The 26,833-nt window shown below is 50.2% G+C and carries 28 protein-coding genes; 24 read left to right on the top strand and 4 right to left on the bottom strand.

Going from position 1 to position 26,833, the window contains the following annotated elements:
• The 6 genes from ABC831_RS13970 (at position 1) to rpmF (ending at position 5,550) form a co-directional block, all read left to right on the top strand.
• Positions 1 to 753 (top strand): YdcF family protein, encoded by a 753-nt coding sequence (locus ABC831_RS13970; protein ID WP_343248719.1) that lies wholly within the window; start codon positions 1 to 3, stop codon positions 751 to 753.
• A gap of 110 nt (positions 754 to 863) precedes the next feature.
• Positions 864 to 1,331 (top strand): C-GCAxxG-C-C family protein, encoded by a 468-nt coding sequence (locus ABC831_RS13965; RefSeq protein WP_343248718.1) that lies wholly within the window; start codon positions 864 to 866, stop codon positions 1,329 to 1,331.
• A gap of 1,111 nt (positions 1,332 to 2,442) precedes the next feature.
• Positions 2,443 to 3,438, top strand: a complete 996-nt coding sequence (pta, locus tag ABC831_RS13960) for a phosphate acetyltransferase (RefSeq protein WP_343248717.1) — start codon at positions 2,443 to 2,445, stop codon at positions 3,436 to 3,438.
• Between the two features lie 90 nt (positions 3,439 to 3,528).
• The gene (locus tag ABC831_RS13955) at positions 3,529 to 4,725 is read left to right on the top strand and encodes an acetate kinase (protein WP_343248715.1); all 1,197 of its coding nucleotides are present in this window, start codon (positions 3,529 to 3,531) and stop codon (positions 4,723 to 4,725) included.
• A gap of 96 nt (positions 4,726 to 4,821) precedes the next feature.
• Positions 4,822 to 5,343: a YceD family protein gene (locus tag ABC831_RS13950; protein WP_343248714.1), complete on the top strand. Its 522-nt coding sequence runs from the start codon at positions 4,822 to 4,824 to the stop codon at positions 5,341 to 5,343.
• A gap of 27 nt (positions 5,344 to 5,370) precedes the next feature.
• Positions 5,371 to 5,550 carry a 50S ribosomal protein L32 gene (rpmF, locus tag ABC831_RS13945; RefSeq protein WP_158344836.1) on the top strand — a complete coding sequence of 60 codons (180 nt, stop codon included), beginning with the start codon at positions 5,371 to 5,373 and terminating at the stop codon, positions 5,548 to 5,550.
• Positions 5,551 to 5,674: 124 nt separating this feature from the next.
• Here rpmF and ABC831_RS13940 read toward each other — a convergent pair whose 3' ends face one another.
• Positions 5,675 to 6,004, bottom strand: coding sequence for a winged helix-turn-helix transcriptional regulator (locus tag ABC831_RS13940; protein ID WP_158354116.1), 330 nt, complete (start codon positions 6,002 to 6,004; stop codon positions 5,675 to 5,677).
• Positions 6,005 to 6,297: 293 nt separating this feature from the next.
• Here ABC831_RS13940 and plsX point away from each other — a divergent pair, with 293 nt between their 5' ends.
• The 6 genes from plsX (at position 6,298) to ilvA (ending at position 14,892) form a co-directional block, all read left to right on the top strand.
• Positions 6,298 to 7,320 (top strand): phosphate acyltransferase PlsX, encoded by a 1,023-nt coding sequence (gene plsX / locus ABC831_RS13935; protein WP_343248713.1) that lies wholly within the window; start codon positions 6,298 to 6,300, stop codon positions 7,318 to 7,320.
• Positions 7,321 to 7,325: 5 nt separating this feature from the next.
• A complete protein-coding gene (gene acpP / locus ABC831_RS13930) occupies positions 7,326 to 7,556 on the top strand; it encodes an acyl carrier protein (protein WP_158354118.1) in 231 nt (76 codons plus the stop codon).
• An 890-nt stretch (positions 7,557 to 8,446) separates the two neighbouring features.
• Positions 8,447 to 9,139 carry a ribonuclease III gene (gene rnc / locus ABC831_RS13925; RefSeq protein ID WP_343248712.1) on the top strand — a complete coding sequence of 231 codons (693 nt, stop codon included), beginning with the start codon at positions 8,447 to 8,449 and terminating at the stop codon, positions 9,137 to 9,139.
• 7 nt (positions 9,140 to 9,146) lie between these two features.
• Positions 9,147 to 12,707 carry a chromosome segregation protein SMC gene (smc, locus tag ABC831_RS13920; protein WP_343248711.1) on the top strand — a complete coding sequence of 1,187 codons (3,561 nt, stop codon included), beginning with the start codon at positions 9,147 to 9,149 and terminating at the stop codon, positions 12,705 to 12,707.
• A gap of 28 nt (positions 12,708 to 12,735) precedes the next feature.
• Positions 12,736 to 13,677 carry a signal recognition particle-docking protein FtsY gene (gene ftsY / locus ABC831_RS13915; RefSeq protein ID WP_343248710.1) on the top strand — a complete coding sequence of 314 codons (942 nt, stop codon included), beginning with the start codon at positions 12,736 to 12,738 and terminating at the stop codon, positions 13,675 to 13,677.
• Positions 13,678 to 13,680: 3 nt separating this feature from the next.
• On the top strand, positions 13,681 to 14,892 hold the full coding sequence (gene ilvA, locus ABC831_RS13910) for a threonine ammonia-lyase (protein ID WP_343248709.1): 1,212 nt from the start codon (positions 13,681 to 13,683) through the stop codon (positions 14,890 to 14,892).
• A gap of 182 nt (positions 14,893 to 15,074) precedes the next feature.
• Here ilvA and ABC831_RS13905 read toward each other — a convergent pair whose 3' ends face one another.
• On the bottom strand, positions 15,075 to 15,422 hold the full coding sequence (locus tag ABC831_RS13905) for a winged helix-turn-helix domain-containing protein (RefSeq protein ID WP_343248708.1): 348 nt from the start codon (positions 15,420 to 15,422) through the stop codon (positions 15,075 to 15,077).
• Between the two features lie 373 nt (positions 15,423 to 15,795).
• On the opposite strand from ABC831_RS13905, the gene ABC831_RS13900 reads away from it, so the two are divergent.
• Positions 15,796 to 16,500, top strand: coding sequence for a LytR/AlgR family response regulator transcription factor (locus tag ABC831_RS13900; protein ID WP_343248707.1), 705 nt, complete (start codon positions 15,796 to 15,798; stop codon positions 16,498 to 16,500).
• 113 nt (positions 16,501 to 16,613) lie between these two features.
• On the opposite strand, the gene ABC831_RS13895 is transcribed toward ABC831_RS13900, so the two are convergent.
• Together ABC831_RS13895 and ABC831_RS13890 are read right to left on the bottom strand one after the other, a co-directional pair.
• On the bottom strand, positions 16,614 to 16,958 hold the full coding sequence (locus tag ABC831_RS13895; RefSeq protein ID WP_343248706.1) for a helix-turn-helix domain-containing protein: 345 nt from the start codon (positions 16,956 to 16,958) through the stop codon (positions 16,614 to 16,616).
• A gap of 110 nt (positions 16,959 to 17,068) precedes the next feature.
• Positions 17,069 to 18,532, bottom strand: coding sequence for an FAD-dependent oxidoreductase (locus ABC831_RS13890; RefSeq protein WP_343248705.1), 1,464 nt, complete (start codon positions 18,530 to 18,532; stop codon positions 17,069 to 17,071).
• Positions 18,533 to 18,693: 161 nt separating this feature from the next.
• Between ABC831_RS13890 and ABC831_RS13885 the strand changes: the two genes are divergently transcribed.
• From ABC831_RS13885 to ABC831_RS13835, 11 genes are all read left to right on the top strand, one after another.
• Complete coding sequence (locus tag ABC831_RS13885) at positions 18,694 to 19,500, top strand: class II aldolase/adducin family protein (protein WP_158354127.1); 807 nt, start codon at positions 18,694 to 18,696, stop codon at positions 19,498 to 19,500.
• Between the two features lie 48 nt (positions 19,501 to 19,548).
• On the top strand, positions 19,549 to 20,979 hold the full coding sequence (locus ABC831_RS13880; protein WP_343248704.1) for an aldehyde dehydrogenase family protein: 1,431 nt from the start codon (positions 19,549 to 19,551) through the stop codon (positions 20,977 to 20,979).
• Positions 20,980 to 20,996: 17 nt separating this feature from the next.
• Positions 20,997 to 22,211 (top strand): zinc-dependent alcohol dehydrogenase, encoded by a 1,215-nt coding sequence (locus ABC831_RS13875; protein ID WP_343248703.1) that lies wholly within the window; start codon positions 20,997 to 20,999, stop codon positions 22,209 to 22,211.
• 17 nt (positions 22,212 to 22,228) lie between these two features.
• A complete protein-coding gene (locus tag ABC831_RS13870; protein ID WP_343248702.1) occupies positions 22,229 to 22,537 on the top strand; it encodes a BMC domain-containing protein in 309 nt (102 codons plus the stop codon).
• 66 nt (positions 22,538 to 22,603) lie between these two features.
• A complete protein-coding gene (locus ABC831_RS13865; protein WP_158344870.1) occupies positions 22,604 to 22,882 on the top strand; it encodes a BMC domain-containing protein in 279 nt (92 codons plus the stop codon).
• A gap of 18 nt (positions 22,883 to 22,900) precedes the next feature.
• Positions 22,901 to 23,194 carry a BMC domain-containing protein gene (locus tag ABC831_RS13860; protein ID WP_158344872.1) on the top strand — a complete coding sequence of 98 codons (294 nt, stop codon included), beginning with the start codon at positions 22,901 to 22,903 and terminating at the stop codon, positions 23,192 to 23,194.
• A 98-nt stretch (positions 23,195 to 23,292) separates the two neighbouring features.
• Positions 23,293 to 23,571, top strand: a complete 279-nt coding sequence (locus ABC831_RS13855) for a BMC domain-containing protein (RefSeq protein WP_158344894.1) — start codon at positions 23,293 to 23,295, stop codon at positions 23,569 to 23,571.
• Between the two features lie 208 nt (positions 23,572 to 23,779).
• Positions 23,780 to 24,421 (top strand): phosphate propanoyltransferase, encoded by a 642-nt coding sequence (locus ABC831_RS13850; RefSeq protein ID WP_343248701.1) that lies wholly within the window; start codon positions 23,780 to 23,782, stop codon positions 24,419 to 24,421.
• A 39-nt stretch (positions 24,422 to 24,460) separates the two neighbouring features.
• Positions 24,461 to 24,739, top strand: coding sequence for a EutN/CcmL family microcompartment protein (locus ABC831_RS13845; protein WP_158344876.1), 279 nt, complete (start codon positions 24,461 to 24,463; stop codon positions 24,737 to 24,739).
• 15 nt (positions 24,740 to 24,754) lie between these two features.
• Complete coding sequence (locus ABC831_RS13840; protein ID WP_343248700.1) at positions 24,755 to 26,083, top strand: SLBB domain-containing protein; 1,329 nt, start codon at positions 24,755 to 24,757, stop codon at positions 26,081 to 26,083.
• Between the two features lie 16 nt (positions 26,084 to 26,099).
• Positions 26,100 to 26,648 carry a BMC domain-containing protein gene (locus tag ABC831_RS13835; protein ID WP_343248699.1) on the top strand — a complete coding sequence of 183 codons (549 nt, stop codon included), beginning with the start codon at positions 26,100 to 26,102 and terminating at the stop codon, positions 26,646 to 26,648.
• The last annotated feature ends 185 nt before the right edge of the window (positions 26,649 to 26,833 follow it).

Here is a 26,833-nt window from a genome sequence, read left to right as displayed (position 1 = left end):
ATGGGATTTTTCTTTCTCCTATCCGGCATCGTGTTTCTTCTATATTATATTACTATAATTCTATACGCCGGCTGGCGGGCCTCTTTTTCCTGGCTCTGGTTGGCCGGCGGTATCATTTTTATCGGCATATACGCGCTGCTGGAATACAAAAAACACCATGCTCTATCCATAAAGCTTCCAAACTGGGCGGGCATAAGCCTCATAACCTTCATCGCTGCCATTCTTTTGATCTTCGGCATCATTGAAGGTTTTATCATTGGAGGAATGAACCAGGAGACCACTGAGACTGTTGATTACACCGTAGTACTGGGAGCCCAGGTAAAAGGCCGGGTTCCCAGCAAAGCCCTGCGCCACCGTTTGGATGCGGCTTATGCTTATTACCAGGAGCATCCGGACACTATACTGATCCTCTCCGGCGGACAGGGAACAGGGGAAGACATCTCCGAAGCCCAGGCCATGTACGATTACCTATACGGAAAAGGCATTCCCGCTTCCCGCATGCTGCAGGAAAACCGGTCCACCAACACCGCCGAAAACCTGAAATTCAGCATAGCCCTCATGCAGGGAGAAAATCCATCCGCAGCCGTCGTAACCAACAACTTCCATATCTACCGGGCCGTCAGTATCGGCCGCAGACAGGGGCTGACCCAGATAAGCGGTATTCCTGCCCCCGGAGACCCGATCCTGCAGATCAACTACATGGTCCGCGAATGCTTCGGCGTCATCAAAGACAAACTCGCAGGCAACATGTAACCATGGGAACCTGTTACCGATGATTACCATATAATTACATGGCGAAAAAGATACCTACCTACCTATCTATAGAATAAATGACGCAGTAAATGCGCCGCTGGAGGAAACATATGAAAAGCAGAGTCGACGAAGCCGTCCGTCTGTTCAAGGAAGGCTACAACTGTTCCCAGGCTGTATTCACCGCATACGCGGACCTATTTGACATAGACCAGGAAACCGCCCTTAAGATATCCTGCGGTTTCGGCGGAGGTTTTGGCCGTATGCGGGAAGTCTGCGGTACTGTCTCAGGCATGACCCTCCTGGCCGGCATGTCAAACGGCAATCCCGACAGCAAAAACCAACAGGCCAAGAAAGAAAACTACGAATTGGTCCGCCGCATGGCGGAAGAATTCAAAGAGCAAAACGGTTCCATCGTCTGCCACGAGCTCCTGGGCCTGAACAAGCCGGAAACCAGCGCCGCCCCCGAAGCCCGTACGCCCCAGTACTACCAGAAACGTCCCTGTGCGGAGCTGGTCGCCATGGCAGCCCGGATCGTAGAGAAAACCCTCTTCCAGGACCAGATAGAGAGTGATGGCTGAAGGGGGGCGAGGGGCTGAGGGCCGGAGCGTGCAGGCACAGGGAGCGGTTCCGGGGCTGTCTGCGGCCTGGACGGGTTCCCGGCTTGCGGCTGGGGCGGGCGGTATCCGGGGATGCTCCCGGCGGCCGGGTCCTCTTGTGTCTCCCCGGGAGAGCGGAGGGCTTGCGCTGGCATTCGCTAAGTGAAATCGAAAAGCCAGGTTCAGGAATCGGGCCTATTCACCAGAAACACATGATGTGTTTCCGGTTCAGAGGCCCTTGCCCGCCGGACGTGAAGTCCGTCGTGCATCCTGAACCTGGCTTTCCGATTTCACTAAGCGAATGCGCAGCCGCCCTATGCTCTCCCGGGGAGACACAAGAGGACCCGGCCGCCGGAAGCATCCCCGGATACCGCCCGCCCCAGCCGCAAGCCGGGAACCCGTCCAGGCCGCAGACAGCCCCGGAACCACCCCCTGTGCCTGCACGCTCCTGCTTTGGTGAGAAAAGCCATAGACACTCCATTCGTATCTACAAGCCTTTCGGTACATGGAACCTGGCTCTGTAAGAACCAAGGGAAGAGAGCGGCGCGGCAGCGGACCGGTGGGCGGGAACCCATCTCGTGGGGACAAATCGCTTGAGGCCGGACCTTAGAACTTGTTACGCAGATGGTGGGAGAACCTCGCAGGGCCTGGAACGGTTCTTTCTGAGAGTTGGGTATAGCCTGATAACCGGAATGCCCGCAACCGGCTTAATATATAAGTATGCGGGCATTCCGGTTACCAGGCTATACCCAACTCTCAGAAAGAACCCCTGGAACACTGTCCGAGCCGTCCTGTGGCGAGTTTGTTCCAGGCCCTGCCAATAAGAGGTTCTCCCGCCATCGGAGTTACAGGTTCTTAGGTCAGGCCGAAGCGATTTGTCCCCACGAGATGGGTCCCCGCCCACCGGTCCGCTGCCGCGCCGCTCTCTTCCCGCCCCCATCACAGCAAAACTTCCCAAGCAGCCCCACCACCCAACGTACTGCGAAAAATACAAGGTTTTGCCTTTACGTTCTATTTTAAAAGGGGTATAATATTGATAACTGTGATAAAAGGAGCCCTGAGATGGGTTCGAAGGAAAGGAGCCATATTGATTATGGGATTTATTGACACGATTAAAGAGCGGGCAAAGGCGGACAAAAAGACGATCGTTTTGCCGGAGACAGAGGACCGGCGTACTTACGAAGCTGCTGCTCAGATTTTAAAAGAGGGGATTGCAGACCTGATTCTGGTTGGCAGCGAAAAAGCGGTTGCAGAAGTGGGACAAGGTCTGGACCTGACCGGTGCCGTGATTGTTGATCCGGCCACGTCGGATAAGACGCCCGCATATATTGAGAAGCTGGTTGAGTTGAGACAGGCGAAGGGCATGACCAGGGAAGAGGCTGAAAAATTATTATTGAATAATTACTTATATTATGGAGTTATGATGGTTAAAATGGGAGATGCAGACGGAATGGTTTCCGGTGCCTGCCATTCTACCGCGGACACCCTGCGTCCCAGCCTTCAGATCCTGAAGACAAAACCGGGTACAAAACTGGTCAGCGCGTTCTTCCTGATGGTGGTTCCCAACTGTGAATATGGCGCGGACGGTACGTTTATATTCGCGGACAGCGGTCTGGAGCAGAATCCGGATCCTGAGAAGCTGGCGGCTATCGCTGCTTCCTCTGCGGAGTCTTTTGAACTGCTGGTACAAAAAGAGGCGATCGTGGCGATGCTGTCTCATTCCAGCAAGGGAAGCGCTAAACACGCGGACGTGGACAAGGTAGTGGAAGCGACCAGAATTGCAAAAGAAACACATCCGGAATTGAAACTGGATGGAGAACTTCAGTTAGACGCAGCCATCGTTCCAAGTGTCGGGGCTTCTAAGGCGCCTGGCAGTGAGGTGGCGGGTAAAGCGAATGTTCTGGTATTCCCCGATCTGGATGCTGGAAATATCGGATATAAGCTGGTGCAGCGTCTGGCGAAAGCGGAGGCTTATGGCCCGGTAACCCAGGGGATTGCAAAACCAGTCAATGATTTGTCCAGAGGCTGCTCCGCGGAGGATATCGTAGGGGTGGTAGCGATCACTTCCGTACAGGCACAGGTAAAATAAGAAAGCGGACGGCAGAGCAGGTCTCCTTATAAATAGGGACAGAAGATAGAGATTAAAAAAACAGGATCTGAATTCCAGGAGGAAGATAGAATGAAAATATTAGTAATCAATTGTGGAAGCTCTTCTTTAAAATATCAGTTGATCGATATGGATACCGAGGATGTCATCGCGAAAGGTCTCTGCGAGAGAATCGGAATCGACGGCAGCAGGATCGTTTATCAGCCGGCGGGCAAAGAGAAGACCGTAACGGAATCCCCGATGCCGACCCATACCCAGGCGATCAAGATGGTAATCGACGCGCTCACGAACCCCGAGACCGGAGTGGTGAAAAACATGGACGAGATCGGTGCGGTAGGACACCGTCTGGTACACGGCGGCGAGAAGTTCGCCTGCTCCACCGTCATTGATGACGAAGTAATCAAAGCGGTGGAAGAGTGCAACGAGCTGGCTCCTTTACACAATCCTGCAAACCTGATCGGTATCGCAGCCTGCCAGGAGATCATGCCCAATACTCCCATGGTTGGTGTATTTGACACCGCATTCCATCAGACCATGCCGGAAGAAGCCTTCCTGTATGGACTTCCGTACGAATATTATAAAAAATATAAAGTCAGAAGATACGGTTTCCACGGAACCTCCCACAGCTATGTATCCAAACGGGCGGCTGAAGTCCTGGGACAACCTTATGACAGCTTAAAGACTATCGTCTGCCACCTGGGTAACGGAGCATCTGTATCCGCAGTAAAGAACGGCAAATCTGTAGACACCTCCATGGGGCTGACCCCTCTGGAAGGATTGATCATGGGAACCCGTTCCGGAGATATCGATCCGGCTATCATGGAATTTATCATGAAGAAAGAAAATCTGGATATCGATGAGATGATGAACGTATTAAACAAAAAATCCGGTGTTCTGGGTGTCTCTGAGATGACCAGCGACTTCAGGGATCTGGAGGATGCCTATCTGGCAGGAAATCAGGATGCGATCCGCGCCATGAAGGTATTCGCTTACCGTGTGGCGAAATACATCGGTGCCTATACGGCCGCTATGAACGGGGTAGACGTGATCTGCTTTACCGCAGGGCTGGGCGAGAATAACCGCTATGTCCGCAACGATATCTGTGCATATCTGGGATATCTGGGAATCGAGCTGGATCAGGAGCAGAACGCCAAGAGAGGCGAGGATCTGGTGATCTCCACTCCCGATTCCAAAGTGAAGGTTATGGTCATCCCCACCAATGAAGAACTTGCCATCGCAAGAGAAACTCTGTCTCTGGTACAGAAATAAAACAAAAACAGCCTTTTCGTTTGTCAGCGGCTGGAAAATTATGTTGACAAACGAAGCAGGGCTATGTATAATTGTGTAGGTGTGTAGGAGATAACCATGTTATTTGACTTGACAGAAGTACTATCCGGTGAAAATAAAGTTATTCACAGAGAAGTCCCATTAGAGCTGAATGCGGTTACGTATCAGGGGGAAGAATTTCCGGTTGTTGCCAAAACCCCTGTTTCACTGACGGTGACCCACGTCAGTAAGAAGGAAGTCCTGATCGAAGCGGTGGCAGATGTAACGGTCCGTATACCATGTGACCGGTGTCTGGCGGATGTGGATCGGAGATTTCATCTGAGCATCAGCAGAGGGTTTGATCTTCAGATCGATGAAGAAGCCCGGCGCAGGGAATTAGATGAATGCAGTTTTCTGGATGGTTATAAGCTGGATGTGGATCTTATGGTCTTTCATGAGATCATACTGAACTGGCCGATGAAGATTCTGTGCAGGGAGGATTGCAAGGGGATCTGCCGCAAATGCGGAAAAAATCTAAACGAGGGCGCCTGTGATTGCGACATGACGGAGTTGGATCCCAGGATGGCCAAAATACTTGATATTTTCAATAATTCACGATAGAATCGCGATGATGAGGAGGTGTAACCTATGTCAATCTGTCCGAAGAATAAATCTTCCAAAGCTAGAAGAGATAAAAGAAGAGCTAACTGGAAAATGAGCGCTCCCAATCTGGTAAAATGCAGCAGATGTGGAGAACTGATGATGCCTCACAGAGTATGCAAGAGCTGTGGTTCTTACAACAAAAAAGAGATCATTGCTCAGGATTAATTAAAAGACCAGGAAAAATCAAGCATTCAATGAAAATTGAATACTTGATTTTTTTTGCACTTAGGAAAATGGCTCCTATGAAATAAAACACTCCGCAAATCAAACAACAGCCTTCATTTACAACCTAATTTTCCAAAGTTTCTTTATAATGCATCCCCCAGGCCACCATAGAATCCAGGATCGGTTTTAAGCTAAATCCGGTTTCTGTCAGTGAGTATTCCACCCGGGGAGGGACCTCGGCATAAACTTTCCGGTTCACAAGCCCTGCTTTTTCCATAGCGCGCAGATGACTGGTCAGCACTTTTTGAGAAATCCCCGTTACAGAACGCATAAGCTCGTTAAATCTCTTCGTACCCTCCATCAGGTCACGGATAATCAGAACCTTCCACTTGTCACCGATCAACTGAAGCGTCATCTCCACGGGACAGCTGGGCATCTTTTTTTCACTTTCCATAATACCCTCCTAAATATCAAAATTTACGCATCTCTACAAATAGCTGTTAAAAAAATTATATACTCACCATAGAAGTTTTGCAACAGTATCTCACCGCAGCGGCGTGACGGCTTCCGGCCTTCCATGTCCGTCCGTTTTCCTAAAATCTTAAGACAGCCCCGCGCGCTTAGTTGGGCTGTTTTCCCTTGTCTTTGCTTTCCCTTCCTTCATTTATTCCTCTGCACGAAATTAAATATTGATTTATAGAAACAGATATAGTATATTTTACAATAGATATGCAAGGAGGAAGACAAATGCAGGAATTCATCAAGGTGGCGGTAGACGCCATGGGTGGTGACAATGCGCCGGGCGAGATCGTCAAAGGCGCTGTGGATGCTGTCAATACCAGAAAGGATATACAGGTGTTACTGGTAGGGCAGGAAGAGGTAGTGAACGGCCAGCTTGCACAATATACTTATGAAAAAGAGCAGATAGCGGTTGTTCCTGCCACAGAGGTCATTGATACGGCGGAACCGCCGGTTATGGCCATTCGGAAGAAAAAGGATTCCTCTATCGTTGTTGGCATGAATCTGGTTAAAAAAGGGGAGGCGGATGCCTTTGTCTCAGCAGGCAGTTCCGGTGCCATTTTGGTAGGCGGACAGCTGCTTGTGGGAAGAATCAAAGGAGTGGAACGCCCGCCTCTTGCGCCGTTGATCCCCACGGAGAACGGAGTATCCCTGTTAGTCGACTGCGGTGCCAACGTAGACGCCAGAGCTTCCCATCTGGTGCAGTTTGCCAAAATGGGTTCGGTATACATGGAACATGTGATGGGTATTAAGAACCCCCGGGTTGCGATAGTCAACATCGGTGCAGAAGAGGAAAAAGGAAATGCGCTGGTCAAAGAGACATTTCCGCTGCTGAAAGAATGCGATGATATCAACTTTATCGGAAGCATCGAAGCAAGAGAAATTCCCCATGGAGGCGCAGACGTCATCGTCTGTGAGGCTTTTGTCGGGAATGTAATACTGAAGCTCTACGAAGGGGTGGGAGCCACACTGATCAGTAAGATCAAAGGCGCCATGCTGTCCTCATTCAGAGGCAAGATCGGGGCTCTCCTGGTGAAGCCTTCGTTAAAAAAGGTATTAAAATCCTTTGACGCTTCGGAATACGGCGGTGCGCCGCTGTTAGGATTAAAGGGCCTGGTTGTCAAGACACACGGCAGCTCCAAGGCAAAGGAAGTAACGAATTCCATCATTCAGTGTGTCGTATTTAAAGAACAGAGAATCAACGAAAAAATCAAAGAAAAAATAGTGTTGAGGGAAAATAAGGAGGAGTAACAAAAATGGAATTTGAAAAATTACAGCAGATTATCGCGGAAGTATTAAATGTGGATGCGGATGAGATCACGATGGAAACCACATTCGTAGATGATTTGGGTGCAGATTCCCTGGATGTATTCCAGATTATCATGGGGATCGAAGAGGAGTTCGATATCGAGATCGCCAGCGAGGATGCGGAAAAAATCGTTACGGTCAGCGACGCGGTCGAGCAGATTAAGAATGCGGTGAATTAGTATTTTTACTGAGGGACGGAGGGAGCTGGGGGCTGGCGGCCTCTGGGCGCTTACAGCTGGGGCGCGAGGGCGGTTCCCGGGGTGTTCCCGGCGGCCGGGTCCTTTTGTGTCTCCCTGGGAGAACAGAGGGCTTGCGCTGGCAACAGCTAAGAGAAATCGAAAAGCCGGGTTCAGGAACCGAGCCTATTCACCGGGAACACATAATGTGTTCCCGGTTCAGAGGCTCTTGCCCGTCGGACGTGAAGTCCGCCGTGCATCCTGAACCCGATTTTCCGATTTCACTAAGCTGATGCTCAGCCGTCCTATGCTCTCCCAGGGAGACACAAAAGGACCCGGCCGCCGGGAACACCCCGGGAACCGCCCTCGCGCCCCAGCCGTAAGCGCCCAGAGCCCGCCCGCCCCCCAACTCCCTCCTGCTTCGGTGAAACCCAAGATTCATGTCCAGTGCAGAAGGCTCTGTATATCGAAATCTGCACTGCCAATCCCAGCCCGACAGACCATGAAAACCGGCCTGTGATAAAGCAGGGATGAGAGGGACACGGCGGCGGCCTTGCGGGGGCGGGCGGCAAATCTGCCGGGGACAAATCGCTTGAGGCCGGGCCTTAGAACGACTTGCGCAGATGTCGGGAGAACCTCGCAGGGCCCGGAACACTGTCCGAGCCGTTTTTTGGCGAGTTTGTTCCGGGCCCTGCCAATAAGAGGTTCTCCCGCCATCGGAGCTAGTCGTTCTTAGGTCCGGCCGAAGCGATTTGTCCCCGGCAGATTTGCCGCCCGCCCCCGCAAGGCCGCCGCCGTGTCCCTCTCATCCCGGGGCCCCTACACCCCCCCACAGGAGTCTCTCATCCCGGGGGCTAATTACCCAACACTCTCACAAAGAAAAGGAGGTAACTATGAATCAGGAAGATTTCAAGGAACTGGAAGAAAGGATTGGTTATCATTTTCAGGATGCTTTGCTGCTGCGGCAGGCCATGACCCACAGTTCGTATTCCAACGAGCACCGCTTAAACCGTCTGACGAATAATGAACGGCTGGAGTTTTTGGGAGATGCGGTTTTGGAGATTATAACCAGTGAATTTTTATATCGGAAGTTCGATACGCTGCCGGAAGGGGATCTTACGAAAATGCGCGCCAGTATCGTCTGCGAGCAGACGCTGGCTTTTTGCACCAGGGAGATTGAGCTGGGTAAGTATCTGCTGCTGGGCAAAGGGGAAGATATGACCGGCGGTCGGGAGAGAAGTTCTATCGTTTCCGATGCGATGGAAGCATTGATCGGGGCGATATATCTGGATGGTGGTTTTGCTAATGCGAAAGAGTTTATCCATCGGTTTATTGTGACGGATATCGAACATAAGCAGCTCTTTTTTGATAGCAAGACTATCCTGCAGGAGATGGTACAGAGCAATTACACGCAGAGTCTCTCCTATGAACTGGTCGCGGAAGAGGGACCGGATCACAATAAGAAGTTTGTAGTGCGGGCGAAGATCGGTGAAGAGGTGATCAGCGAGGGATCGGGCCGCACGAAAAAAGCCGCCGAACAGGAAGCAGCCTATCTGGCGATTGTAAAATTAAAGGGAAATAAGTAGGTGACTTATGTATTTAAAGAGTATTGAAGTACAGGGATTCAAATCCTTTGTCCATAAAACCGTGTTTGAATTCCATAACGGGATCACCGGAATCGTCGGGCCAAACGGAAGCGGTAAGAGCAATGTGGCCGACGCGGTGCGCTGGGTGCTGGGAGAGCAGCGGGCAAAGCAGCTGCGGGGTTCCAACATGCAGGACGTTATCTTTGCCGGAACCGAGAACCGTAAGCCTCTGGGGTTCGCTTCTGTGGCGATCACGCTGGATAACGCCGATCATCAGCTGCCGATCGAGTATGAGGAAGTGACAGTTACCAGGCGGGTGTACCGTTCAGGGGAGAGCGAATACCTGATCAACGGTTCCGGCTGCCGTCTGAAAGACGTCTATGAGCTGTTCTATGATACCGGTATCGGGAAAGAGGGATACTCTATCATCGGGCAGGGCCAGATCGACCGGATACTAAGCGGGAAGCCGGAGGAGAGGCGGGAGCTGTTCGATGAGGCCGCCGGGATCGTCAAGTTCAAACGGCGAAAGGCTACGGCGCAGAAGAAGCTGGAGGACGAGAAGCAGAACCTGGTCCGTGTATGTGATATCCTGTCTGAACTGGAGAAGCAGCTGGGACCTTTGGAGAAACAGTCTGAGACCGCCAGGGCCTATCTGAAGAAAAAAGAAGAGTTAAAAATATACGATGTGAATATGTTCCTGATGGAGTCTGAGAGGATCAGCGGGGAGCTTTCAAAAATAGAAGAAAATCTAAAAAATGCCCAGACCAATCTGGAGCAGTCCAGAAGCCGGTATGAGGGCAGCAAACAGGAATATGAGAGGATCGAAACCAAGATCGAGCAGATCGCCGGTGAAATCGAAACCTTAAAGGAACAGGCCGGGACGGCTCATCTGGAAAAACAGCAGATGGAGGGACAGATCGGTGTCCTGAAAGAGCAGATCAATACGGACCGGATGAACGACGAACATTTGCAGAACCGGATAGGAGCGATTGAAAAAGAGATCAGGGAGCGGGAAGCCTCCCGGTCTGAATACGCAGAGGATAAGGCCAGAATGGATGAGCAGCTGCAGGAGGCCGGCCAGGTGCGAACGGAAGCAGAGGCGGCACTTTTGGAGGTCCAGCAGCAGATCGCTCAGATAACTGCTTTGATCGACGAGGGCAAAAGTGAAGTGATCGAGCTTTTGAACCAGCGGGCCTCCACGAAGGGAAAACTGCAGCGCTATGATACCATGACGGAGCAGATCCAGATCAGGAGGGCTGAGTTAAACCAGAGATTACTGCGCAACCGGAGCCATAAGACGGAGCAGGATAGTCTGATACATAGTTTCCAGGAGGAGCTGGATCAGGTAACCGGTGTGATCGGGCAGTTAAATACAAGGCGTCAGGAAGCGGAAGAACAAATCGAGCAGCTCCAGGAGCAGTTGAGCAGGCAGAACGAGCAGCAGGCGGTCGGGCAGAGCGCGTATCACCGGGAAGTGTCCAGGCTGGAAGCGCTCCGCAACATTACCGAGCGCTATGACGGATACGGCAACAGTATCCGCCGGGTCATGGAGCAAAAAGACCGGGAAAAGGGAATCCACGGCGTTGTGGCTGATCTGATTAAGGTGGAGAAAACGTATGAGACAGCCATCGAAACCGCATTGGGCGGCAGCATCCAGAATATCGTGACCGATGACGAGGAAACCGCCAAGCGGATGATCGAATATTTAAAACGGAATAAATATGGAAGAGCCACCTTCCTGCCCCTGACCAGCATAAAACGGCGGGAACAGTTCCAGAATGACAGAGCCCTGAAGGAGCCCGGCGTCATCGGACTGGCCAGCGATCTGGTCCATACCCAGGAAAAATACCGGGAACTGGCGGGATATCTGCTGGGGAGAACCATAGTCACGGACCATATCGACCATGCGATCGCGCTGGCCAGAAAATATCACTATTCCCTGCGGATCGTCACGGTGGAAGGAGAGTCCTTAAGCCCGGGAGGCTCCATGACCGGCGGCGCTTTTAAAAACAGCAGCAATCTGCTGGGAAGGCGCCGGGAGATCGAAGAGCTGGAGGCCAATGTCAAGCTGTTAAAAGCAGACCTGGAGAAGGCGGGCCGGGAGATTGAGCAGGCGAAAAAGAACAGGACTTCTTTGTATACACAGATCGATGAGATCAAAGGGCAGATCCAGGAGCAATATATCCTGCGCAATACGGCGGGACTGAATAAAAGCCAGGCTGAGACCAGAAAAGAAGAGCTGCAGAACAAATACCTGTCGCTGAAGTCTGAAGGGGAGCAGATCGAAGTACAGTTACAGGAAATCCAGGAAAACAAGCTGGAGATCCAGAAAGAGATCGCGGAATCAGAAGCCAGGGAAAAGGAGCTGGAGGCGCAGACCCTGGGAGGCCAGGCCCGGCTGGAGACGTTCCATGAACAGGAAGCAAAGCGCAGCAAAAAGGCGGAAGCAATCCGTCTGGAGTACGCCAACTTAAAGCAGAAGGATGAATTTATCACCCAGAATATCGGCCGTGTCGATGCGGAAATGAAGAAACTGCTGGCTGAAAAATCGGAACTCTCACGAAATGTGGGCGAGACTGCCGAGGGGATCAGGGAGAAAGAAGAGCAGATCCGGAAGCTGCAGCAGCGGATCATACAGACGGAAGGCTCCTTTAACGAATATGATAAGAAGATAGAAACGCTGACCCGGGAAAAAGAACAGCAGAATGAGCAGCACAAAGCATTGTTTGTGAAACGGGAGGAATTAAGCGGGCAGATCAGCCTGTTAGATAAGGAAACATACCGGCTTGCCGGCCAGAAAGAGAAACTGGAGGATGTGTCCCTTCAGCAATCGGACTATATGTGGCAGGAGTATGAGCTGACCTATGGTATGGCGGCGCCGATGCGCAATGAGGAGCTTAAGTCAGCGGCTGAGATCAAGCGGGGAATCAACCGGTTAAAGGAAGAGATCAGGAAGCTTGGGGACGTCAATGTGAACGCCATTGAAGATTTTAAAAATCTGTCGGAGCGGTATGAGTTCCTGAAAACCCAGCATGATGATCTGGTGAAAGCGGAGGAATCCCTGATGGGAATCATCGCCGAGCTGGACGAGGGAATGCGCAGGCAGTTTACGGAAAAATTCGAACAGATCCGGCTGGAATTTGACAAAGCCTTCAAGGAACTGTTCGGCGGAGGCAAGGCATCGCTGGCTTTGACAGAAGATGAGGATATCCTGGAGGCGGGTATCCGTATTATCGCGCAGCCCCCGGGGAAAAAGCTTCAGAGCATGGTATTACTCTCTGGCGGGGAAAAGGCGCTGACCGCCATCGCCCTGTTATTTGCGATCCAGAACCTGAAACCTTCCCCGTTCTGTCTGCTGGATGAGATCGAGGCTGCGCTGGATGATTCCAACGTGGGCAGATTTGCCCATTATCTGCATAAGTTGACAAAGAACACGCAATTTATTATTATTACACATAGACGTGGTACCATGGCGGCAGCCGACCGGCTGTACGGAATCACGATGCAGGAAAAGGGAGTATCCACATTGGTTTCCGTAGACCTGATCGAAGGAAATCTGGATAAATAAGAACCGGGCATACAGGAGGGAGAATGACATGGCAGAAGAAAAAAAGGGATTTTTTAAGCGTCTGGTCAACGGACTTTCCAAGACCAGAAATAATATTGTAGCCGGAATAGACAATATTTTCAGTGGATTTTCCGCTATCGATGAGGACTTCTATGAAGAGATAGAGGAAATCCTTGTGATGGGGGATCTGGGGATCAATGCCACCACATCCATCATAGAAAATCTGAAGGAGAAGGTGAAGGAACGAAAGATCAAGGAACCGGCAGAGTGTAAGCAGCTGTTGATCAACAGCATCAAAGAACAGATGGACGTGGGGGATACCGCCTACGAATTTGAAAACCGCAAATCCGTGGTGCTGGTTATCGGAGTCAACGGCGTGGGAAAGACAACTTCCGTCGGGAAACTGGCCGGTAAATTAAAGGACCAGGGAAAGAAAGTCGTTCTGGCGGCGGCAGACACCTTCCGGGCGGCGGCGGGAGAGCAGTTAAAAGAGTGGGCTTTCCGGGCCGGGGTGGATATCGTAAGTGCCGGGGAAGGAGCGGACCCTGCAGCGGTCGTATATGACGCGATCGCCGCGGCCAAGGCCCGTAACGCGGATGTGCTGCTGTGTGATACAGCGGGCCGTCTGCACAATAAGAAAAATCTGATGGAAGAGCTGCGGAAAATAGACAGGATCATAGACAAGGAATTCCCGGACGCCTACCGGGAGACGCTGGTAGTACTGGATGGTACCACAGGACAAAACGCCCTGTCCCAGGCCCGTCAGTTTAAGGATGTGGCGGATATTACCGGTATTATTCTGACGAAGCTGGACGGAACGGCGAAAGGCGGAATCGCGGTGGCGATCCAGTCCGAACTGGGAATCCCGGTGAAATATATCGGAGTCGGAGAGAGCATTGACGATTTACAGAAATTTAACCCGGATGAATTTGTAAACGCGTTATTCCATGTGGAAGCGCAGGAAGGATAAGCTATGTTAACATTGGAAAGTTTTGAGGAAGCATCAGAGGTCGTCAAGAAGGTCACAACCGCCACGGAATTGGTATACAGCGACTATTTCAGCGCCGGAACCGGGAACCGGGTGTATTTCAAACCGGAAAATATGCAGGTCACCGGAGCATATAAGATCCGCGGTGCCTACTACAAGATCAGCACGCTTACGGAAGAAGAAAGAAGCAAGGGGCTGATCACCGCTTCCGCCGGCAACCACGCGCAGGGAGTGGCTTATGCGGCCAAGGAGTTTGGATGTAAAGCGGTGATCGTAATGCCCACCACCACACCTCTTATGAAAGTGAACCGCACGAAGAGCTATGGGGCCGAAGTCGTGCTGGCAGGGGATGTGTATGATGAAGCCTGTGCCAAGGCGTACGAGCTGGCGGAGGAATACGGCTATACCTTTATCCATCCTTTCGACGATCTGGCAGTGGCGACCGGACAGGGGACCATCGCGATGGAGATCGTCAAAGAGCTTCCGTTAGTGGACTATATCCTGGTACCGGTCGGCGGCGGCGGACTGGCTACCGGTGTATCCACACTGGCCAAGCTCCTGAATCCGAAGATCCAGGTCATCGGTGTGGAACCGGCTGGGGCCAACTGCCTGCAGGAATCCATCAAAGCGGGAAAAGTAGTCAGCCTTCCTGCTGTGAACACGATCGCGGACGGTACCGCAGTCAAGACTCCAGGCAGTAATATTTTCCCTTTTATCCAGCAGAATCTGGATGATATCATCACCGTGGAGGACGATGAACTGGTCGTATCGTTCCTGGATATGGTGGAAAACCATAAGATGATCGTGGAGAATTCCGGCCTGCTGACCGTTGCTGCCTTAAAACATCTGCCTTCCAAAAACAAAAAAGTAGTATCCATCCTAAGCGGCGGTAATATGGATGTAATCACCATGGCGTCCGTCGTTCAGCATGGCCTGATCCAGAGAGACCGGATTTTCACCGTATCGGTGCTCCTTCCTGATAAGCCCGGCGAGCTGGTCCAGGTGGCCGGCATTATTGCCAAAGAGCAGGGCAACGTGATCAGACTGGATCACAACCAGTTCGTGGCTGTGAACCGGAACGCAGCGGTGGAATTGAAAATAACCATGGAAGCCTTCGGCACTGATCACAAGAACCAGATCGTCAAGGCCCTGGAGAAGAACGGTTACCGGCCGAAGATCATACGGCCGAATCTGTAATTATATGACGCATAGGGCGGTCATACCGGGATGACCGCCGGGGCCGGGGCAGCCGGCGCGGGGATCGTTTGCGGGAAGAAATAAAAAAGTAACGGGCATCTGATTATTGAAGCCCGTTACTTTTCATTTTCCCAGAAAAGCACGCCCGGCGTATCCCGGTCCAGTTTATATTAAAATAGGAATCAAGTAAAATACTTATGAAACAGCGCGTCGACGCTGCCCCGGGCTTCGGCCATAAAAGCGTTGTAGCGTTCCAGCATTTCTTCCGCCTCAGGGGTCAGATGGGAACCTCCGCCCTGGCTGCCGCCTGCGGTCCCTTCCAGGAGCGAAAATCCCAGGTCCTGTTCCGCGCGGCCGATAATTTTCCAGCCTTTGCTGTAGGACATGTTGATGGCTGCACAGGCCTGGCGGAGGGAATGGGTTTCTTTGACCAGGGAGAGTATGGTCGCTACCCCTGGCCCGAAGTCGGGCTGTTCGTTGAAAACCTGGATTTTTAATTTGTATTTCCGTGGATACGGTATTGGTGTCATGAGGTACCTCGTCTTTCGTACGATTCTGCCGAAACGTTCCGTTTTTATCCGGTTCTGCTTCGATCAGGCTTTTCCGGTTTCTAATAGTTCCAGTCCTTTTCGTTCTTACATAAAAGATCCACTCAGTTATCCTAACAAAAAAGAATGACAGGATGACAGGTGCGTTTCTCTGAAAACTCCCGGTCTTATGTTATAGTTTAATTCACTTATTTATGGTTGTCAAATCAACAGGCATAATTTCTGATGGAAGAGAAACAGAACAAATCCTATAGAGTATAATTACATATTCCATAGAGTTGACAACCCCAAAATATGGGTATATAATTTGATTAAAAATCAGTAGAAAAACCATAGTGGAAAATGTGGAGAATAAATGGTAAAAATTGCGGTTTATGATCAACAGGCAGATGCGGTGAACTCGATTCTGTACACGTTAAGAGCGCGGTATGGTTACCAGATAGCGGTCAGGGGTTATACGGATCTGGAGGAATTCCGGGAAGGACTGCTCTTACATTGGCCGCCGGATATTGCTGTTTTAAATATAACCGGTAATACGGACGAGTGTATCCGTGCGGCGAAGAAGGTGCAGGAGACGTATGAGAAGCTCCAATATATTTTTCTCACGGATTCCTACCATGAACTGGAGAAAGTTTTTCAGGTGAATACCGCGGCATGCCTGAAGCAGCCCTTTCAGCCGGAAAAAGTTACAGGGGTTCTGGAACGTCTGATGAGCCGGATGAAGGAGAAATACAGGGAATCCCTGCTGGTAAAAAATCAATCGGGAATCGAAATTGTTCCATGTGAGGACATTCAAAGCATTGAGAGCTGCAGACATACGGTCACGATCCATGGCCGGGAGAATCAATGGAAGTGTTACGGTAAGCTGGACGAGCTGAAGGAACGTCTCCCGTGGTATTTTCTGCGGTGCCATCAGAGCTGGATCGTTAATATGGAAAAATTAAAAGAGGTGCAGACCTCTTATATAGAAATGGAAAACGCTGATAAAATACCGGTGAGCAGAAACCGATTAAAACTTGTCAAAAAATTTATGGAAGAGAATTTTGATAATAAGATATAGGGTACAGAATAGATAATAAGAGCCGGATATAGGTGGAAGGAATCATATATACTTAGTATAGCTATTTATATAAGGAAAGGTTTCTGTATCAAGAGTATAATTTTGCAGGATACTTACTGGGAAGACTTCCTGCGTATTGCATTAATAAACTCGGTCAATATGCGTATCGCAGATTCCCGGGAGGCGTCATCCAGTGAATTCAGTAATTCCAGAATCATATCATTCTGATACCCGGCGTGATTGCCAAAGATCAGGTAATCGGCAGATATATTGCACCCGGAACATATTTTATAAATTGTTTTGGAAGTGATACTTTTTATTCCACTCTCCACTGCGGCCAGAAAACTTTCGGAAATATCGCATTTCTCGCAGAACTGTTCTCTTGACATTTGCAGAGCCTCGCGGACTTCCCGGATTCGGAGTCCAACTAGTAAGTTAAAATCTTTGTTTATCTCCACGTGATCGCTCCTTGCTTGTTCCTGTCATCATATATAGTGTAACAAAAAAAGTTAATTAAAAAATATTCTATAGAGTACTTACAAATACTCTATAGAATATTGCGCGATAATCATGTGAAATGCTTCCCTGTATGGTTCTGATCCTCTATTGCAGGATTGCTGATAATGTTTCCTTTACAATCGAGCCTGGTTCCATGACACGGACAATCCCAGGACTTTTCGTCGGGATTCCAACTGAGGATGCAGCCAAGATGCGGGCATCGCAGATGTACCAGCGATACATTACCGTCCTCATCCCGGTATGCCCCAAGCAGCTCGCCGTCTTTTTCCACCACACCGCCCTGCCCGTTTTCCAATTCTTCTATTTTTAACGCATTCTTTTTGGCCTTACGTCCGATCAGGCCGCGGACCGCGTGGCCGATCTCATTGGCAAAATTCCCAAACTCAAAAAGTTCATCAAAACGTTTCGGCAAATACAGGTCGTGGCAGTCATTGGGCTGCCCAATGATCAGATCCGTCAAAAGTTTGGCAGCCACCATGGAGGAAGTCATTCCCCATTCCTGGAAACCAGTGGCAAGATAGAGATCGGGAGTGAAGAGCGAGTATCTTCCTATATAAGGCAGACCGTCCAGGGTAATGCAATCCTGGGCGGACCAGTGAAATTGCTCGCTGGCTTCCGGGTAAAGTCTCCTTGCTTCCGCCCGGAGCCTGTCATAGTATCCGCCCTGGATATTTTCTCCGGAACGGTGGTTCCCGCCGCCAATGATCAGATAATCCCCATAGGAACGGAAGGTACAGCCGTTCTTAGAGGTGTTCACGTACATACCCGATAAGGCGGGGGGGCCGGATATGGCCAGCGCATAGGAGCGTTCCTGATGCATTCTTGTAAAATAGAGGCCGGGCATATTTTTAAACGGATAATGGGTAGCCACAATGATATGTCTGGCATGTACCTGAAATCCGGAAGAAGTATATACCGTATTTTTTTTGACCTTTGTGGCCATAGTATGTTCATAGATGTTCAGGTGTGATGCCAGCTGCCAAAGAAACTGCAGCGGATGAAACTGAGCCTGTTCCTCATAACGGATCGCCCCTGTTACAGGAAAGGGCAGCTCGGTACTGGTTACCATGGATACAGGGAGGCCGAAAGAAGCGGCGGCTTTATATTCCGCTTCCAGGGCAGTCGTATCCCCGGTTGTATAGAGATAGCAGGGCAATATCTCAAATCCGCAGTCGATCTGTTCGGTGTCGATGAGATCCCGGTAGGCAAGAATCGCTTTTTGATTCGCTATGGCATGACAGCCGGCCAGCTTTTTCCCAGCCTGGTGCAGCAGACGGTCATAGATCAGGCCGTGGCATGCGGTGATCTTGGCGGTGGTGTGGGAGGTAATGCCGCTGCCTACCGTATTCCCTTCCAGAACCACCACCTTGATACCCTGCTTCGTCAGGTGATAGGCCGTCAGTATCCCGGCGATACCGCCGCCGATGACGACCGCTTCCGTATCCAGATCCTGATCCAGAACGGGAAAATCTTTTTTTAATTTCCCGGAATTTTTAATCCAAAGAGAGTCCATGTAAGTCACCTCGCTTAGAGTATGACACAATGCCAATATTTTCATACGAAAAACCCGAAAATTCTTTATAAATGTGTTGATTTTTGAACAAACAAGTGGTAGAATAAGCTTAAAGTCAAAACAAAACAACACAAACAAACATATTAAGGAGGATTTATTTCATGGCTAACGAGTATGAAATTAAAAAACAAATCTGTGATATCGGTAAGAGAATTTATAACCGGAATATGGTTGCAGCAAACGACGGTAATATTTCCGTAAAGCTGAACGATCATGAGTTCCTGTGTACCCCTACCGGTGTATCCAAAGGTTTCATGACCCCTGAGTATATCTGTAAAGTAGATGAAAATGGTAACTGCCTGCAGGCAAACGGAAACTTCCGTCCTTCTTCTGAGATCAAGATGCACATGAGAGTGTACAAATTAAGACCTGATGTAGGTTCTGTGGTACATGCTCATCCTACCTTCGCCACTTCCTTTGCTATCGCTGGTATTCCTTTGACTCAGCCGATCATGCCGGAAGCTGTTATCGCACTTGGCTGTGTACCGATCGCTGAATACGGCACCCCTTCCACCGATGAGATCCCGGATGCTGTTGAAAAATATCTGCCTTACTATGACGCAGTATTACTTGAGAACCACGGCGCATTAAGCTATGCAGGAGATCTGTTAAGCGCATACTTAAAGATGGAATCCGTAGAGTTCTATGCGGAATTATTGTACAAGTCCAGAATGCTTGGCGGACCGAAGGAATTCGACAAAGATCAGATCGCGAAACTGTACGAGATCAGAAGAAAAATGGGTCTGCCCGGAAAACATCCCGCGAACCTGTGTGCAGAATTAGGCGGCAAATGTGACGGCGGATGCCACGGCGCATGCAGCTGCGGCGCAGAAAAGAAAGATGATACCGCAGATGTGGAAAAGATCGTAGCAGAAGTAACCAAAAAAATCCTCGAACAGATGAAATAGAGGAAGATTCCATATTTTCTTAAAATATAAAATAAAGGAGGTGTTCCCGTGGCTGTAAGTGAACAGGAGATCCAAAACATTGTACGCGGCGTACTGCGCAACATGTCCGGAGCAGCAGAAACTGTGATTCCGGCGCCGGTACATAACACACAGCCCAAACAGCTCATGGGTATCTTCGAGAACGTAGAAGATGCGATCGCAGCGGCGAAGAAAGCTCAGAAAGAAATTCAGCCGATGCCTTTAGAGTTTCGGGAAAAGATCATTGCCAATATCCGTAAAAAGACGCTGGAAAATGCGAAGCTGTTTGCAGAATTAGGCGTAGAAGAAACCGGTATGGGTAATGTGGGACATAAAATATTAAAGCACCAGCTGGTAGCGGAGAAAACACCGGGAACCGAAGACTTAAGTACAGTCGCATGGTCCGGAGACAGAGGCCTGACTCTGATCGAGCAGGGTCCCTGGGGTGTCATCGGAGCGGTAACTCCCTCCACGAACCCGACGGAAACCGTTATCTGTAATTCCATCGGGATGCTGGCAGCCGGTAACGCAGTTGTATTCGCTCCCCATCCGGCGGCTAAGAAGGTTTCCAATCTGGCGATCGATATGGTAAACAGAGCCAGCGTGGAAGTCGGCGGACCGGAGAATCTGGCTACGGCGGTATATGAGCCTTCCATGGAAGTAAGCCAGGTTATCTTCAAACACAAAGACATCCAGCTTCTGGTAGCGACCGGCGGCCCCGGTGTGGTAACCACCGTACTTTCCTCCGGAAAGAGAGCTCTGGGAGCAGGAGCCGGAAATCCTCCGGTTCTGGTAGATGAAACTGCCAATGTGCAGAAAGCAGCCGAAGATATCGTAAACGGATGTACCTTCGATAACAATCTGCCCTGTATCGCGGAGAAGGAAGTAGTCGCCGTGGATCTGATCGCAGACGAACTGATTTACCATATGGAGCAGGCCGGATGCTACAAAGCTAGCCCGGAAGAAGTACAGAAGTTAATCGAGACCGTGTTCATCGAGAAAAACGGAAGAAAAATTCTGAACAGAAAATGTGTTGGCCGAAGCGCGAAGGTATTGCTGGAGAAGATCGGTGTTACGGTGGGCGATGAGATCCGCTGCATCATCTTCGAAGGGGAAAAGACCAATCCGCTGATCTGGGAAGAACTGATGATGCCGATCCTCGGAATCGTCCGTGTCAAGAACGTGGATGAGGGAATCGCCGTATCAGTTGAACTGGAACATGGCAACCGTCATTCCGCACATATGCATTCCACCAGCGTCGTGAACCTGACCAGATACGGCAAGGCGATCGACACCGCGATCTTCGTAAAGAACGGACCTTCCTACGCGGCATTAGGCTTCGGAGGAGAAGGATATCCGACCTTCACGATCGCCAGCAGAACCGGTGAGGGACTGACATCCGCCAAGACCTTTACCAAAATGAGGCGCTGTGTTATGTGTGATGCACTGTGCATACGATAGGAGGCTGAATAACAGATATGGAACAGGTAAATATAGAAGAAATCGTAAAACAGGTATTATCTGAGATGAAAGGAAGCGCAGGCAGCCAGGCGGCCGCTCCCGCGAAGAGCGCAGCACCTGCAGGCGCCATCCCGAAAACCTCCAGAGTAGCGATGCTGACCGGCCTGGAACACTACGACATCAAGGAATATCCGATCCCGGAACTGGGTGACGATGATATCCTGGTCAAAGTGGAAGGCTGCGGCGTATGCGGTACCGATGCCCATGAATTCAAGAGAGATCCCTTCGGTCTGATCCCGGTTGTCTTAGGACACGAGGGTACCGGCGAGATCGTGAAAATGGGTAAGAATGTGAAAGTGGACAGTGCCGGAAAACCTTTGGCATTGGGTGACAAGGTTGTTACCTGTATGATCTTCAAAGACAACCCGGACATCACTATGTTCGACCTGAACAAGCAGAATGTGGGCGGAGCCGATGTATACGGATTACTTCCCGATGATGATATCCATCTGAATGGATGGTTTGCCGACTACCTGGTAGTCAGAGGCGGATCCAGTATCTTCAATGTAAGCGACCTGGATCTGGATTCCAGAATCCTGATCGAGCCCTGCGCAGTTCTGATCCATGCGGTAGAGCGTGCGAAAACTACCGGAATCTTAAGATTCAACAGCAGAGTAGCCGTACAGGGCTGCGGACCCATCGGTCTGATCTGCATCGCCATCTTAAAGACCATGGGAATCCAGAACATCGTAGCCATCGACGGAGAACAGAAACGTCTGGACTTCGCAAAAGAACTGGGAGCTTCCGCCAGTGTCAACTTCAAGGATCACAAGGGAATTGAAGAGCTGACCGAGGCTGTGAAAGATGCGTTCGGCGGATACCTGGCAGATTTCGCATTCCAGTGTACCGGATCTCCGGTGGCTCATGCGAACATCTACAAATTCATCCGCAACGGCGGCGGACTCTGTGAGCTGGGCTTCTTCATCAATGGTGGAGACGCAACCATCAATCCTCACTTTGATATCTGCTCCAAAGAGATCACAACGGTAGGCTCCTGGGTATATACCCTGAGAGATTACGCGACCACCTTTGATTTCTTAAAGAGTGCGAAACAGATCGGCCTTCCGATCAACAAGCTGATCACCCACAAGTTCCCGTTAGACCAGATCAATGAGGCACATCACACGAACCTGAGGATGGAAGGACTTAAGATCGCCATCATCAACGAATAAAAAAGGTGGGATGAGCTATGGCAGGTCAGGCAGTTGGATTGTTAGAAGTATTTGGCTGTGTAGCGGCTTTTGTAGCGGCAGATGCAGCGGCAAAGGCGGGCAATGTTTCCATTGAATCACTGGATAAGAACAAACCGGCCAATGCAGACGCACTACCCGTACCGCTGATCATGTGCCTGAAAATCCGCGGTCCGGTTGCAGATGTAAGAGCTGCCATGGAGGCGGCAAAGGCTGCAGCCGGCAGCATCACCGGGGTAGTTACCGAATATATTATTCCGGCTCCGGATGAGAATACGGAGAAGATGTTGAAAATCAGTGCAATATAAGATATGATGTTGAAATAGAATGTATAGTAAATGAAAAGCAAACGCCCTTAAGGAGGATTTTTAATTATGACACAGGAAGCATTAGGAATGGTAGAAACCAGAGGTTTAGTAGCAGCGATTGAGGCATCTGATGCAATGGTTAAGGCTGCTGACGTGACTCTGATCGGAACTGAGAAAATCGGAAGCGGACTGGTAACCGTTATGGTTCGCGGCGATGTAGGCGCGGTAAAAGCTGCAACCGAAGTTGGCGGGGAAGCTGCTGCAAGACTTGGAGAATTAGTAGCTGTACACGTAATCCCGAGACCTCATACCGACGTTGAGAAGATTTTACCGATCATTAAATAATAAAAGCAGGGAATGCGTATGAAATCTTTAGGTTTGGTAGAATTACCGAATTGTACGGACGCAATCGTCGTGTTAGACCAGATGTTAAAAACGGCGAATGTGAAGTTTCTTACATGGGAAAAGAAACTGGGCGGCCGGTTAGTGACCATTTTCGTCCAGGGGGAAGTATCCGCCGTTACCGAAGCTGTAGAACGGGCAAAGAACTGCGGTACAGGCCGGGTCGTTGCTTCCGCGGTAATCGCAAACCCTCATGAAGAAACAATGAAGCTGGTAGAGACTAGCCGCAGGAAATACAAATTCAAATTTGATTGAGATCAAAGAGGAAAGTTCAGAGCGGTTCACGAGGAAACAAAATGGCACAGACAAAGACGAGACAGGCAAAACAAATCGAAATTAAGGAGGAAAAAAGAATGGATCTTCAGGCATTAGGAATGGTAGAAACCAGAGGTTTGGTAGCATCGATCGAAGCAGCCGATGCAATGTTAAAAGCTGCAAACGTAGTATTAGTTGGTACCGAGAAAATCGGAAGCGGACTGGTAAGCGTTATGGTCCGCGGTGACGTAGGCGCTGTAAAGGCTGCTGTAGAAGCAGGTTCCGCCAACGCTGCAAAATTAGGCGAAGTGATTGCTGTACATGTAATCCCGAGACCTCATTCAGATGTGGAGAAAATTCTTCCCCAGATCAAATAATCCATAAGACAATTGTTACGAAACAGAGAAGAAGGAGAGTTCCTTCTTCTCTGTGGATTGTAACTAAACCCTAAGGAAGGGATGAAAGGCTGAACGGAATGTTCAACCATACCTATATGTGCAGAAAAAACGCACGTTTGGAGGAAAGGCTGAATGAAACATTCATCCATACCTATATGTGCAGAAAAACGCACGTTTGGAGGAAACCATGCAAGAACAATTGATTCAGGAAATTACCCAGAACGTATTAAAACAGCTTCAGGATGTTGACGTTTATAATGAAGAAAACAAAGTTCCCATCGGCGTATCCGCAAGACATGTGCATCTTTGCAGGGAACATATCGATATATTATTTGGCAAGGGGTATCAGCTCACAAAGAAAAAAGATCTGATGGGCGGCCAGTTCGCTTCCAACGAGTGTGTGACTCTGGTGGGAACGAAACTGCGTGCCATTGAAAATGTCCGTATCCTCGGACCGGAAAGAAAAGCTTCTCAGGTGGAAGTATCCAAGACCGATGCGATCCGCTTAGGCTTAAATCCTCCGGTCAGGGAGTCCGGTAAGATCGCGGGAAGCGCACCGGTGTCCCTGGTGGGACCCAAAGGTGTGGTTTATCTCAATGAGGGCTGTATCGTAGCTATGCGTCACATCCATATGTCTCCGGACGACGCTAAGAAGTTCGGAGTGGAAAACGGACAGATTGTCAAGGTGCGTTTCGGCAGCGAGCGCGGAGGGATCTTTGAAGATGTATTGATCCGGGTGCATCCGACCTTTACTCTGGAAATGCATATCGATACCGATGAGGCAAACGGACTGGGGATTGGAAAGCAAATGGGTATTCTGATAAAATAAGAGTTTGAAAGTGAAGAGTGCCGGGGAGGCGCAGATGACATGATAATTGGTAAGGTTGTAGGTACGGTTATTTGTACCAGAAAAAATGATCATCTGGTTGGGAATAAGTTCCTCATAATAGATCCCATGGAGAAAATGGCATCTGAGATGGAATCCAGAATAGTGGCAGTGGACAATGTGGGAGCCGGTATCGGTGAAATCGTGTTGGTAGCCAGAGGCAGTGCGGCGCGTGTCGGCTGTGGGGATGAGAACTCTCCCGTAGATGCCTGCGTCGTAGGTATCGTAGATGATCCGCAGAAAATCGTTATTGTAGAATAGGTTGGTGTGAATAACATGGAATTGGTACAGATGAAGGAAGCGCTATATGAAGGCGGTGTCGTAGGTGCAGGCGGAGCAGGATTCCCGACCTACGCGAAATTGTCGGACAAAGCACAAACCGTAATCCTGAACTGTGCGGAATGCGAACCGTTGATCAAGGTTGACCGTCAGCTGATCATGGCCCATGCAGAAGAGATTCTTTCCGGTATGCAGATGCTGGTAGACACCATGGGAGCAGAAGAAGGCATTCTGGCAGTGAAGAAATCTTATACGGCGGCGATCGAGGCAGTGCAAAGCCGCATCGGTGGATATCCGAAATTGCGGTTACATATACTGCCGGACATCTATCCGGCCGGGGATGAGGTGGTACTGATCTATGAGACCACGGGTAAGATCGTCCCGCAGGGTAAGATCCCTATCTTGGTAGGCTGCGTTGTCGTCAATGTGGAGACAGTGCTGAATCTATATAATAAGGTAACAAGTGATAAAGATGTTACATCCAAGTTCGTCACGGTAGCCGGTCTGGTAAATAATCCCTTGACCGTAGAGGTTCCGGTGGGCATCACGGTGCAGGAACTGATCGATCTGGCCGGCGGAGTGTCAACAAAAGACTACGCCATCTTAATGGGTGGTCCTATGACGGGACGGATCTGTTCCGCCCACGACATCGTGACCAAGACTACAAAAGCAATTCTTATATTGCCCCCTGACTGCCCTCCGATCGCCAAGAGACGTCGTGAGAGCCGTCTGGACATCCGTAACGCGATGTCCGTATGTTCCCAGTGTTCCATGTGCACAAGCCTGTGCCCGAGAAACCTGCTGGGACAGTCCATCAAGCCTCATGAGTTTATGCGGTCCATCGCGAACGGCCTGACGGACAATGTGGAACCGTATCTGAATACATTCTTCTGCTGCTCCTGCGGCCTGTGTGAGATGTATTCCTGCCACCAGGACTTATCCCCCAGACGACTGATGGATGAGTACAAAGGTAAGATGCGCGCCAAAGGAATCAAGATTCCGGACAAAGCAGGAAAAGGTGTGGCAAGCCCGCTTCGGGAAGAGAGAAGAGTCCCCGAGCATCGTCTGGTTCACCGTCTGGGATTACACCAGTTTGATGTTCCGGCACCACTGGTAAAATGCGAGAAGGAATTCAAAGAGGTAAAACTGATGCTTCGTCAGAACATCGGCGCTCCTTGTGTTCCGGAGGTCAAGGTGGGAGATTCCGTAACACAAGGACAGACCGTCGCAAGACCACCGAAGGAAGCATTAGGTACCTGCCTGCATGCAAGTATCGGCGGTAAGGTTACGGCAGTTACGGATCAATTTATAACCATTAAGGCATAGTGTGGAGATGAAAGCGATGAATAGAGCAATAGGAATGGTAGAATACAAAACGGTTTCTTCCGGTATACAGGCGGCGGATTTGATCGTGAAGACATCGGATGTGACGCTGATTGAGGCCCAGACCGTATGTCCCGGTAAATTCATTATCTTATTTTCCGGTGATATCAGTGCGGTCCGCGTAGCGGTGGATGCGGCGCAGCGGCAGTTCCCGGAGAGCATGATAGACAAATTCGTGTTGGGTAATCCTCATGATTCCATCTTTAAGGCACTGTCCTGCACAGCGGAGATCGATGATGTAAATGCGCTGGGCATTGTGGAAACTTTCACAGGCGCTTCCGCGATCGTAGCGGCCGATCACGCGGCCAAGACGGCGGAAGTGGATATCTTCGAGATCCGGATCGCCAGAGGTATGTGCGGAAAATCCTATGTGCTGCTGACCGGTTCCGTGGCGGCAGTGACGGAGGCTGTGGAATCCAGCGTTTCAATGATAAAAGAGGAAGGCCTGGTACTGGATTATGCAGTAATACCGAGCCCTTCCAAAGAATTTGTACGTACTTTAATCTAGGTTTGTTTGTGTTTGTGCATAGAGGAACCGGCCGGGCCGGACAGGTTAACTGTCTGGGCCGGCCGATTTTTTGGTGCGCCTGGCGGCGCACGTTTCTAACCGGTGCAAGTCCGGAATCCGCCCGGTAGTGGGAAGGATATAGCCGAAGGCAAGGGTGTCCATTGCGAAATGGAATCTGAAGGAAG

The organism is Diplocloster hominis, assembly GCF_032380655.1.
Lineage (GTDB): Bacteria > Bacillota > Clostridia > Lachnospirales > Lachnospiraceae > Diplocloster > Diplocloster hominis.
This window is presented reverse-complemented; position numbering and strand designations above follow the sequence as displayed.